Below are 11,533 nucleotides of genomic sequence, written 5' to 3' on the forward strand. Positions count from 1 at the left end.
ACAGGACCCATGAAAAAGACACTGCTTGCCGCAACCGCGCTGGTTGCCCTCACCGCCGCCAGCCCGGCACCCTCTTCCGCTCCCCTCGCCCTTGGCCGCCTTGCCCGCGTGGCGACGGTGGACGCGCGGTATCAGGGGTATAACATCGAGATGGTCGAGGTGACCGGCGGTCGCTTCTGGGCGCCCTATGGCGGTCCGGCAGATGAACGCTATCGCCAGCGCCCGCCGATCGACCTCACCGATGCACGCCTGATCGCGCTGGCCAAGGCGCTCGGGCCCAGCCTGCTGCGCGTAAGCGGCACCTGGTCGAACAACACCTATCTCGAAGCCGAAGGCGAGCACCTCAGCGCGCCGCCCACTGGCTTCGTGCAGGTGCTGACCCGCGACCAGTGGCGCAATGTGGTCGCCTTCTCCAAAGCCGTCGATGCCCCCATCGTCACCAGCTTTGCCGTGAGCAACGGTACGCGCGGCGCGGATGGCGTGTGGACGCCGGTGCAGGCCCAGCGCCTCGTCGATCTCACGCGGGAGGCAGGCGGCACGATCAAGGCGGCAGAATTCTTCAACGAAGCGAACATGCCGAGCGCCGCACCGCAGATGCCCAAGGGCTACTCCGCGGCGAACTATGGCGCGGAGTTCCGCATTTTCCGCGATTGGGCACGCAAGGCGGCACCCGAAATGACCATACTCGGCGTCGGCGGTGTCGGTGAAGCCGGTCTGCTCAAGAACGTTCCGGTTCCGGGCGACATGGGTTCACATGTCAGCACCGACGACATGATGAAGGCCAATCCGGGCAGCCTCGATGCGGTCTCCTACCACTTCTACGGCACCGTTTCGCAGCGCTGCAAAGGCCTTGGCATCGGCACGGCGGCGAAAGAAGATGCGCTCACCGCGCGCTGGCTGGACCTGACCGTGCGCGACTTCGATTACTACGCCGCGCTGCGCGACAAGTACGAACCCGGCAAGCCGATGTGGAACACCGAAACCGCGCAGGCTGCCTGCGGCGGCAGCCCCTGGGCCTCGACGTTCCTCGATACTTTCCGCTATCTGAACCAGAACGCTGCGCTCGCCCAGAAGGGCCTGCAGGTGATCCTACACAACACGCTGGCCGCCAGCGACTACGCGCTGATCGACCGCGACACCATGACCCCGCGTCCCAACTACTGGGCAGCGCTCCTGTGGAAGCGCACGATGGGCACCACCGTGCTCGCCTCGCCGCGCTCCCCCTCCCCGGCTCTCAGGCTCTATGCGCAGTGCCTTGTCGGCAAGCCCGGCGGCGTTGCGGTCATGGCGCTCAACACCGGCGAAGCGGCGCAGGCCTTCAATCTGGGTGGCAAGGCAGTGGCGTGGGTCATGACCGGCCAGCCGGTCGACACGCGCAGCGTCCTGATCAATGGGAAGGCGCCCGCGCTGGCACCGGATCTGACATTCACCGGACTGGAAGGGCTCGCGACCGCCGCGAAAGTGACCCTGCCCGGCCACGCCATCGCGTTCTATGCCGTCCCCGGTGCGGCCAATCCGGCCTGCCGGTAAATGACGGGAAATCGTCCGCGGGCCGTTCTCGTCGGCGAAGCCATGTTGGAGCTGTCTCAGGACGGCTCCGGCTGGCAGCTCGGCTATGGCGGAGATACGCTCAACACCGCGATCCATCTCGCCCGCAGCGGGATCGACACAGCCTACCTGACCGCACTCGGCACCGATCCCTTCAGCGCCGATCTCAAGGCGCAGTGGGCGGCCGAGGGGCTGGATACCAGCCTGATTCTCTCGGATCCTGCCCGCAACCCGGGCCTCTACGCGATCACCTGCGACGAGACCGGAGAGCGCAGCTTCACCTATTGGCGCGGCGAAAGCGCAGCGCGGGGCCTGTTTGCATGTGACGGGATCGCCGCGGCCATCAGTGCGGCCGAATATGCCGATCTTCTGGTGTTCTCGCTGATCTCGCTCGCCATCCTGCCCCCCGAAGGACGCGAATCCTTGCTGGCGCTCGCCCGCATGGTCCGCCGGCATGGCGGGTTCGTCGCCTTCGACGGCAACTATCGTCCCCGCCTGTGGAGCAATCCGCAGATCGCGCGCGCCGCGCGCGATGCGGCGATTGCGGTCGCCAACATCGGGCTGCCGACCCTCGAGGACGAGTTCATGCTGTCGGGTGCGAGCTCGGCCGACGAGGTCGCCGCACATTGGCAGGCGCTCGGTTGCAGCGAGACTATCGTAAAGCTCGGTCCGGCTGGCTGCCGTCTGCCGGATGGACGGATCATTCCCCCCCTGCGCAAGCTTGCTCCGGTGGACACGAGCGGCGCGGGCGATGCGTTCAACGCCGGTTATCTTGAAGCGCGCCTGCGGGGACAACTTCCGGAAACCGCCGCACCCGCTGGCCATGCCCTTGCTGGCTGGACGATCATGCGGCGCGGCGCAATCCCGGCGCGGGATTCCTGAGCAGGCCCCACAGCACTGCTGCGGCCACCAGATCGAGCCCCGCCAGCGCGACGAACAGCGGATTGTAGCCCAGCACATCGGCGCTCTGCCCGATCAGCAATGTGAACAGCATCCCCCCGACCCACGCCGACGTTCCCGCCATGCCGCTCGCCGTGCCGACGGTGCGGCTGTCGAACACGTCCGCGCACAAGGTGATCAGCGCGCCGTTAAGCAGTTGATGCGCAAACCCGCCGACGCAGAACAGGGCGATCGCAACTTCGGGCGACGTCGCGAGGCCGATGCAGGCCGGCCCCACCATGCATAGCGAACCCAGCGTCATCGTGATCTTGCGCGAAGCGAGCATCGAGCGGCCGCTCGCCATCAGCCAGGGCGGCAGCAGGCCCGCCGCAAGGCTCCCGAAATCGGCCGCAAGGAAGGGCAGCCAGGCCCACAGCGCGATGGACTTGAGATCCAGCTTCCACACCGCGACGAGATAGAGCGGAATGAAGAAGTTGAACGTCTGCCATGCGGGCTCGGCGAGGAAGCGGGGCACTGCGATGGCCCAGAACGAGCGGCTGCGCAGCACGTCACTGCGGGTTGCAGGCTTTGCCGCCCCGCCATCGGCTGGCGCGACCTGTTTGCCTTCAACCGGGTCGCGATAGGCCAGCCACCATACGCCCGCCCAGACGAGACTAAGCGCGCCGGTGACCAGAAACGCCGCCTGCCAATTCCACGCGAGGATGCAGAACGCGACGAGCGGAGGCGCGATCATGTTGCCCACGCTGGTGCCCATCTGAAAGAGGCTGGTGGCGAGCGGACGTTCCTTGGGCGGAAACCACTGCGCGACCGTCTTGGTTCCTGCTGGGATCGCAGCGGCTTCGGTCGCTCCGAGCATGGCGCGGAACGCTGCGAGGCTCATCCAGCCGGTGGCAAAGGCATGCGCCATGTTGCTGAGCGCCCAGCCGATCGCAAAGACGAAGAACCCGATCCGCGTGCCCAGTGCATCAAGCACCGCGCCCGCCACGGTCTGCATCACCGTGTAGCTGGCCTGAAAGGCCAGTACGACCCAGCTGTACTGCTCGGTCGTCATGCCGAATTCGGTCTTGAGGGTCGGCGCCGCTACCGAAAGCGTCGAGCGGGCGAGGTAATTGAGGATCGTGCCAAGCGTGATCAGGGCAATGATCCACCACCGCGGCGCAAGGCCAAAGCGTTTCCGCTGCGCGTTGTCGCTGACCTGCACGGCGCACCATACTCCAAAAAATCCGGACCGGAACGCATGTGCTTTCCGGTCCGGCAGGGGGGAAATCAAGACCCGGGGGAACAGGCCATGATGCTTCAGAACTTCACGCCAAGCTTGATCCCGGCATAACGCTGCGAATCCCGCGTCTGGAACTGGTAGACGACGTGGGCATCGTTGCTGGCGCTGCCGCCCAGCACGCCGTAGCCGTCGGTGAGGCTCGCGGCGTAGTGCTTGTCGAACAGGTTGTTGACGAAGGCCGTCACGCGCACCTTGCCGAATTCGACACCGAGGCTGCCATTCACGACGCCATAGCCTTCCTGCACCAGCAGCGGATTGCCGAGGAGATCGAAGTTGACCGAGCTCTGGTGCTGGTAGGTGAGGATCGCCGTGCCTTTCACATCGCCGCCGAGGCCGAATTCGGCGGTCGCGCCAATGTTCCACTTCAACTTCGGCGAGTTGGGCAGGCGCGCGCCGGAGCGATCCTGGAACGCGCATGTGGTGCGCGGGCTGGCCGCAGTGGCCGGGGCAGCCGCAACGCAGGGACCGACAAGCGCGGAAGCAGTGCCGTTCCACACCTGCCCGGTCTGCCCGGCATAGCCCTGCGCGGCGGGGAAGCTGCGCATGATCGCATCGGTATAGCTCGCTCCGCCATCGATGCGCAGCCAGTCAGTCGGCTTGGCCGTCAGTTCGACCTCGACGCCCTTGGTGCGCAGCTTGCCCACGTTGTTGAGCACGAACTGCGGTGCCGGCGGGTTGCCGACGAGGATCGCGGACTGGGCCTGGAAGTCGTTGTAATCGGTGAGGAAGCCGATCACGTTGAGCTGGATGCGGTTATCCGCAAAGCGGCTCTTGAGGCCCGCTTCCCACGAGGTAGACGTTTCCGGCCTGACCGGACCGACGCCGAGCAAGCCCGGACCAGTACCGTTCAGCGAGGCATCGATCCGCGCCGGGTTGAACCCGGAGGTGATGTCGTAGGCATAGCCCTTGTAGCCGCGCGAAACGCTGCCGTAGAGCATGATCTGGCGCGCCAGTTCCTGCGAGATGGAGGCCTTGAACGTCACGACACTGTCCGAATTCGTGCCGCGGCAGAGCGGATTGCCAGCCAGACAGGTGTTGGCAGTGGCTGATGCCAGATTGTTGTCGAATGAAACGCCGATCTTCTCGTGGTTGTAGCGAATGCCGCCGCTGACCGTCGTGTTGGTCGGCAAGGTATAGTCCACCTGCGCGAACAGCCCGAGGCTTTCGCTGCTGTTGCGCGCGGACCAATCCGCTGCCGCGACGACCGGTCCGCGCTGAAATGCGCGGCTGGTCTTGGCGTTCGAATAGAACGCGCCAACGACATATTTCAGCGCCGAGCGGCCGCCCGAGACGAGGCGCAATTCCTGCGTGAAATTGGTCGAGTGGTACGGACCACTCTGCACCAGCCCGCCATTCAGCGCGCCGCCGGTGAGGCCGCCCAGAACATTGAGATCGGTGCCATCGAAATCGGTCTCGAAGTTGAACTTCCAGTCCTGATAGGCCGTGACCGAGATGAGGTTCGCAAAGCCGAGATCGAGGTTGAACTTGCCCGCAATGCTGGCCGTCTCGTTGCGGGTGGCACCCGCCGTATCGACCCGCGCGTTGTAGTTTTCATCGCCGGGCGTGATTCCTGTCAGGCTCGGCAGGAGCGCGAGTGCCGGGCTGCCGAACACGCGCGGCGTGCCGGTGCCGGAAATGCTGCGGATGGTGGTGGCCGCGCCGTCCTGCACCGCCTTGCCGTAGGCACCGGTCAGCGTGAAGGTCAGGTTGCTGCCAAGCTCGGCGCGCAGCTTGGCGCGCAGGCCATAGTTTTCCTGATCGTTGAGCTTGCGCCCGCTGGTGAGGTTGCGGACATTGCCCGGAAAGTCGTGGTAAAAGCCCGTCACGCGCAGCCCGACGCCGTCCGAGAGGGGGACCGAAACAGCGGCTTCGGTGCGCACGTCGCCATCGGTTGCAGCGGTCACATTGAGGCTGCCTTCGAAGTCGCGGCTCGGGTCCTTGGTGACGATGTTGACGACACCCGCTGAGGAGTTCTTGCCGAACAAGGTGCCCTGCGGCCCCTTCAGCACTTCGATGCGCTGCAGATCGGCGAGGTTGTCGAAGGCCTGCGCCTGCTGCACCACCGGCATGTCGTCGATGATCACGGCAACGCTCGGCTCGACGCCAATCGAGAACGCGAACGTGCCGATGCCGCGCAGGATGATCGAGTTGTTGGGCGAGGTGGTCGTCTGCGTGATGGTGAGCGCAGGCGCCGCCCGCGTCAGGTCGGAGAAGTCCGAGAGGCGCGCATTGGCGATCGCCTCGCTCGAAAGCGCGGTAACGGCGGCCGGAACCGACTGGAGATTCTGTTCGCGCTTCTGCGCGGTGACGACGATTTCCTCGATGCCGGCCGCGGGCGCAGCGGCTTCAGCCGTCTCGGCGGGCGCCGCTACTTCTTGCGCGCGGACGGGCTGCGAGAGCGCCAGGCCTGACAGGCCGGCCAGCAGAATAAACTTGTGCGTCATGAGACCCTCCCAGAATCGGATTTACCTTCTGGCCTGACCAATTATTTGTTTTGGTCATTTATGTCAATCTCAGACGTAAAGCCACTTTGAGATGACCAATTTTCGCTTGCGGTGCAATCCCTTGCGAGGTGCCTTGTGGGGAAAGATTCGTGTCGGAGGGCCGGACCATGTGGTCCGACCAATCGGTGCTGCTGCTGGATTCGGGCGAAGTGAAGTCGCCGGTCCTCAAGCCGATTACCGCGAGAGATAGCCAGCCTCGACCGCGAGGCTGTGCCCGGTGACATAGCTCGCGGCATCCGAACACAGCCATGCACTTGCCTCGCCCACTTCCTCGGGGCGGCCGAAGCGGCCAAGCAGGCTGAGCGCAGGGGCAAAATCGGCCTCGGTGAAGTGGTGCTGTTCCAGCGCGCCGCGCAGCATGGGTGTGTCAATGGCCCCCGGCAGCACCGCATTCACCCGGATGCCGAGCGGCGCGTATTCGAGGCTGCCCGTCTTGGTGAGGCCGATCACGCCGTGCTTGGCCGCGACGTAGGCCGAATTGTTCGGCTGCGGACGGACAGAGCTGACGGAACCGACGTTGACGATCGCACCGCCCTGCCCTTGCGCGAGCATCTGGCGGATCTCATGCTTCATGCACAGCATGACGCCGCGCAGGTCGACGTCGATCACCCGGTCCCAGGCCGCCATGTCGGCCTCGGCAATCGGCAGCACGTCAGGGGTGACTGCCGCATTGTTGACCGCGCAGTCGAGGCGGCCGAACACGGCGACGGTCTCGGCCACGAGAGCGCTGACCTGCTCCTCGTCGGCGACGTTGCACAGGACGAAGTGCGCTGTCCCACCCGCAGCGACGATAGCAGCGACGGTTTGCTCGCCGGCGGCGCGGTTGATGTCGGAGACCACCACCAGCGCCCCATAGCCGGCCATCACCCGGGCGGTCGCCGCCCCCATGCCCATGCCTGCGCCGGTGACGATGCCAACCTTGCCGTCGAGGCGATTGCGTGCCGGAATTGCCATTGCCTGTCCTTCGCGCGTCATTCGATCGCGCCGGCCAGAACCGGCTCGACCCGCAAGTGCGGGGGGATCAGATCGGGGCCGATCACCCGGTCGATCTGTTCGTGGGCGTGATAGATCCGCCGCTCCTGGTAGTTGACCAGAACCGAGCGGAACGCGGGCGATTCCGCCGATTTCTGCACGCTGGGCAGGTAGGTCAGGTCTTCATCGAGGATCACGTTGAACTGCGCGATCTTTTCCTTCCACGCGTCCGGCAGCTGCGCCTCGCCGTGCGGCATGCCCATCCACACCACGTCCATCCGGCTGGTGTTGATGCCCGTCGGCCAGAACAGCAGCAGCGGGAAGCCATTGGCGTAAACCGGCGTCGTCAGGTTCGGGAAGCAGGTGAAGGCGGTGATGAACGTGCGCGGGATCGGCCCGACAGTTTCGATATCGGCAATTCCGCCCATGCCCATCGAAAAGCCTGTCTCCTCCGAAGCACTTTCGCGCGGCTCGAAACCGTCGTTCCACGGCAGGATGTTGCGCGAATGGCCGTTCTCGTAGAGCGCCATCACCGTGCCGCGATGCTCCACCGCGCACTTGGGGCCGGGCAGCCCGACAGTGCCGCGATGCACCGACACGAAGTGATAGTTCTCCGCGAAGGCGTCCATCAGGATCTTCCAGTTGCACGCGCAGTCGTAGCTGTAGCGGTCGATCAGCACGAGCGAATCGAGATCAAATTGTTCCAGTTGCGGAGCGATGCGGCGCACGTAGTCTGCCAGCGGTGAGGCTTCGGGATCGGCGTTGATGAACAGCCAGTTGCCCCACGCCTCGCAGCGCACGCGGGTGAGCCCCCGCTTCGACTTGTCGAGATTGGCGAAGTCCCGCTGATCGGGCACGCCGATGAGCTTGCCCTCGAAATCATAGGTCCACGCATGGTAGCCGCAGACCAGCCGCTTGCCCGGGCAGTGCCCCTCTTTCTCGGTGACGAGGCAGCCGCCGCGATGCGCGCAGGTGTTGTAGAACGCGGCAAAGCCATCATCGGTGCGCACCACGATGATCGGCATGCCCGGCACGCCATCGAAGGCGACATAGCTGCCAACCTCGGGGAACTGTTCCTTGTGCGCCGCGTAGAGCCACGTCTTCTGCCACAGCCGGGTCAACTCGAGCTGGTAGAACTTGGGCGAGACATAGCGCTGGGCGGGGATCTCGGGGAGAGCCGGAAACCCTTCCGGATAGCCGGTGCGCGCCTTTTCGTAAGCGATGCGGGCACGCAGCGTTTCGATCGTTTCCGGCTTGCTCATGCCGAGATCCCCTTCCCCGTGTGTCAGAACCGCTTGGTTACCTGCACCTGAACCGTGCGCGGGAGATTGCCAAAGCCCAGCTGGTCGGCGCGGACGCCGCCAGCCGTGCCGGTGCCGCCGCCGGTCGAGGGGCCATCGACCACGCCTGCAACGAAGAACCGGTTGGTGAGGTTCTTGCCGATCACCGCCAGCTGCCAGTTGTCGTCTTCGGCACCGAAGCGGATACCGGCATCCAGCACGGCGTAGCTGCCCTGGCGCGAGAACGGATTGCCAAAGCCAGAGGCCAGATAGCTCGACGAGTAGCGGCTATCGATGTTGAAGCCGAGCTTGAAGCTTTCACCGATAGGGGTTTCGTAGGCGACGCCGAGCGCGCCTGTCCATTCCGGTGCAACCGAAAGCGGCTTGCCATTGAGATTCTGGCGCGCACTGATCCCGCCGATCAGGGTGCAGCCCTGCGCCGGTGTCTGGCCCGCATAGCAGGGCGACTGCGGGAAGTTGGTGTACTTCGCATCGGTGTAGTTGATCGAGCCGTGCAGGTTGAGCCCGTCGATGGCGCGCGGCGCGAACTCGAAATCGGCCTCGACACCCTTGGTGCGCGCGTCGGCGGTCAGGGTCTGGAAGGCGAAGATCGGCGAGTTGAAGAAATCGACCTGAAGATCGCCGTACTTGTAGGTGAAGGCGGTCAGGTTGAGGCGCAGCTGGTTGTCCGCCAGCCGGGTCTTGATCCCTGCCTCGAAGCCGCGCGCCTTTTCCGGGTTGAAGGTCAGGTCGCCCAGCGGGTTGCTGGAGAACTTGGAATTGATCCCGCCGTTGGAAAAGCCGCCCGACTTGTAAGCGGTCTTGTAGGCGCCATAGACGAGGATGCCGTCGCGCGGCTTCCAGCTGAGCGTTGCCTCGGGCGACCAGTCGTTGAAGACCTGCCGCGCGTTGACCACGCCGAGACCGTCGGGGTCCTTCTGGTCGCGGAAGATCGTCTGCACGCCCAGGTTGTTGTAGGGCTGGGTAAAGAAGCTGTCCTTCGTTTCGTGCGTGTAGCGCACGCCGCCGGCGAGCTCGAGCGTGTGGACCAGCTTCCACGTCGCCTGACCGAACAGGGCTGCGGTCTCACCGTCTGTATAGCTCGACTTCGATGAAGCGACGAAACGGTTCTCGGCAGAGGCCTGGTCATCGCGCAGCCCGGCAAACATCACGTACTGGGAGAAATCACGCTTGGTCTTCTGGTAAAGCCCGCCAATCATGAAATTGAGCGGACCATCGTAAGCGGTCTGCGCGCGCAGTTCCTGGCTGAAGGCGCGCCAGGTCGAGTTTTCGGTCGCCCAGGTACCGGTGTTGCTGGTCTGGAAATCGCAGGCGCAGGCCCAACGGTTGTTGTTGTTGTTGTAGTTCGTCACCGAGCTGATCGTGACATTGTCGAGCTCATAGGTGATCGCGCCGTTGATGGCGAACGAGCGATAGCGGTTGTAGAGCGCGCCGTCGGACTTGGCGTAGGGGAAGTTCGCCGCGATGTCCGCCGGAATGCCGTTCTGGTGGGTGACGAAGTCCGTGCCGCAGCGATAGCCGGTCAGCTGGCTTACCCCGCTGGCTAGGCCGCAGTTGTAGGCCACGTAGTTCCACGAGGAATTGTTGACCTGATTGTAGCTGTAGGAGCCCTTGAGCACCATCGTGAGGCGGTTGTCGGGTGTGAACTTCAGCGTGGCGCGGCCCAGGAACTCGTCCTCGCCCGGCGCGCGTTCGGCCGCCGGCTTGGCCACGCTGACCAGCGGATTGCCGTTGCCGCCAACCAGCAGGTTGCGGATGTCGACCGTGGTATAGGTGCGGTCCACCGAGACGTTGCGGTAATAGCCGCCGTCCATCAGCGATCCGCGAAGCGCCACGCGCAGCCCGAGCGTGTCGGTCAGCGGGCCCGAGGCGATCAGTTCACCCTGAACTTGGCGCGAGCGGAATTCATAGCCTGCGCGCGCGATGAATTCGCGGGCAGAGCCGGGATCATTGGTCGTGAGGCTGACCACGCCGGCGGTCGCATTCTTGCCGAAGAACAGCGCCTGCGGCCCCTTGAGCACTTCGACGCGCTTCAAGTCGAAGAAGCCTTCGTTGATGATCCGGCCCTGCCCGTAATAGGCGCCATCAACCACCACGGCGACCGACTGTTCGATGCCGATCGAGGTCGAGGACGAACCGATCCCGCGCATCGTCAGCTGGGCGCCCGAACCGTTGGAAGCGCGGCCGACACTGAAGTTCGGCGTGGCAGCGGCGACCTTCTCGATCGAGGTGATATCGCGCTGCTGGATGGTCTTGGCAGAGATCGCGCTGACCGCAACCGGCACGCTTTGCACCGATTCCTCGCGCTTGCGCGCCGTCACGATAATCTCTTCCAGTCCGCCCTGTGTCACGCCGTCCTGCACGGCCGTTTCCGCTCCTGTCTGGGCCAGGGCCGGCGTGGCAAGAGCCAGTGCGCTCGTGGTGAGCAGAACCGAATGGAAAACCCGCATGAACATCCCTCCTGATTTTGGAGGGCCCATGCCCGACGAGGCCGAGCGAGGGTGCCTGACCTATGTACTAGCCTCGCATTTGTATCAGGTTCCGCTTTGTCCTCCCCTCTATCGGACTGTGGAGGACAGATAAGGACTGACCTGCCCCCGCTGGTCCCGCGGTCATAACAAGAGTCTGCCGGTTTGATATTCGTGCTGCCTCATCGGCACAAGCGCGTCGGGCGTGATACCTCCATCTTGCAGGAACGCCCGGCGCGCTTGTGCCGGTGTTCGGTTCCCGAGTGATGAGTGCGGCCTGACGTTGTTGTAGTTGTAGCGCCAGACCGCCAGCTTGCACCGGGCGTCACCCAGGCTGTCGAACAGCTCTTCATTCAGGAGTTCGTCGCGCAGCGACCCATTGAACGATTCAATGAACGCATTCTGCTGCGGCTTGCCGGGATCGATGTAATGCCACTCGACCCGGTTCTCGCTGGCCCACTTCAGGATGGCCCTGCTGGTAAACTCGGTTCCGTAGCACATTGGGAAGCGGTCCCTCGACGGACCGGATTGCCTTGATGAAGACAAGGGCGCGTAGCGCCC

Annotated in this window: 8 protein-coding genes; 2 read left to right on the top strand and 6 right to left on the bottom strand. The window is 64.5% G+C overall.

Annotated elements, in window-relative coordinates:
• The first annotated feature begins 9 nt into the window (after nucleotides 1-9).
• The gene (locus tag IP83_RS07885) at nucleotides 10-1,530 is read left to right on the top strand and encodes a hypothetical protein (RefSeq protein WP_054121664.1); all 1,521 of its coding nucleotides are present in this window, start codon (nucleotides 10-12) and stop codon (nucleotides 1,528-1,530) included.
• A complete protein-coding gene (locus IP83_RS07890; protein WP_054121665.1) occupies nucleotides 1,531-2,430 on the top strand; it encodes a sugar kinase in 900 nt (299 codons plus the stop codon).
• Here IP83_RS07890 and IP83_RS07895 read toward each other — a convergent pair.
• The 6 genes from IP83_RS07895 to IP83_RS21120 all read right to left on the bottom strand — a co-directional run.
• The gene (locus tag IP83_RS07895; protein WP_054121666.1) at nucleotides 2,393-3,649 is read right to left on the bottom strand and encodes an MFS transporter; all 1,257 of its coding nucleotides are present in this window, start codon (nucleotides 3,647-3,649) and stop codon (nucleotides 2,393-2,395) included. The genes IP83_RS07890 and IP83_RS07895 overlap by 38 nt on opposite strands.
• Nucleotides 3,650-3,744: 95 nt before the next feature.
• Nucleotides 3,745-6,171 carry a TonB-dependent receptor gene (locus tag IP83_RS07900; protein WP_054121667.1) on the bottom strand — a complete coding sequence of 809 codons (2,427 nt, stop codon included), beginning with the start codon at nucleotides 6,169-6,171 and terminating at the stop codon, nucleotides 3,745-3,747.
• A gap of 234 nt (nucleotides 6,172-6,405) precedes the next feature.
• Nucleotides 6,406-7,185 (bottom strand): SDR family NAD(P)-dependent oxidoreductase, encoded by a 780-nt coding sequence (locus IP83_RS07905; protein WP_054121675.1) that lies wholly within the window; start codon nucleotides 7,183-7,185, stop codon nucleotides 6,406-6,408.
• Between the two features lie 17 nt (nucleotides 7,186-7,202).
• On the bottom strand, nucleotides 7,203-8,465 hold the full coding sequence (locus IP83_RS07910) for an aromatic ring-hydroxylating dioxygenase subunit alpha (RefSeq protein ID WP_054121668.1): 1,263 nt from the start codon (nucleotides 8,463-8,465) through the stop codon (nucleotides 7,203-7,205).
• Nucleotides 8,466-8,488: 23 nt separating this feature from the next.
• Nucleotides 8,489-10,954 carry a TonB-dependent receptor gene (locus IP83_RS07915; RefSeq protein ID WP_054121676.1) on the bottom strand — a complete coding sequence of 822 codons (2,466 nt, stop codon included), beginning with the start codon at nucleotides 10,952-10,954 and terminating at the stop codon, nucleotides 8,489-8,491.
• Nucleotides 10,955-11,116: 162 nt separating this feature from the next.
• On the bottom strand, nucleotides 11,117-11,533 hold a 417-nt coding region (locus tag IP83_RS21120), incomplete at its 5' end, for an integrase core domain-containing protein (RefSeq protein ID WP_369817007.1).

The sequence above is a fragment of the Novosphingobium sp. AAP93 genome (genome assembly GCF_001296055.1).
Lineage (GTDB): Bacteria > Pseudomonadota > Alphaproteobacteria > Sphingomonadales > Sphingomonadaceae > Novosphingobium.

Bases quoted from the DNA above. Each gene is read 5' to 3' on its own strand.
- IP83_RS07885 (WP_054121664.1), top strand. From the start codon at position 10: ATGAAAAAGACACTGCTTGCCGCAACCGCGCTGGTTGCCCTCACCGCC.
- IP83_RS07890 (WP_054121665.1), top strand. From the start codon at position 1,531: ATGACGGGAAATCGTCCGCGGGCCGTTCTCGTCGGCGAAGCCATGTTG.
- IP83_RS07900 (WP_054121667.1), bottom strand. From the start codon at position 6,171: ATGACGCACAAGTTTATTCTGCTGGCCGGCCTGTCAGGCCTGGCGCTC.
- IP83_RS07905 (WP_054121675.1), bottom strand. From the start codon at position 7,185: ATGGCAATTCCGGCACGCAATCGCCTCGACGGCAAGGTTGGCATCGTC.
- IP83_RS07910 (WP_054121668.1), bottom strand. From the start codon at position 8,465: ATGAGCAAGCCGGAAACGATCGAAACGCTGCGTGCCCGCATCGCTTAC.
- IP83_RS07915 (WP_054121676.1), bottom strand. From the start codon at position 10,954: ATGCGGGTTTTCCATTCGGTTCTGCTCACCACGAGCGCACTGGCTCTT.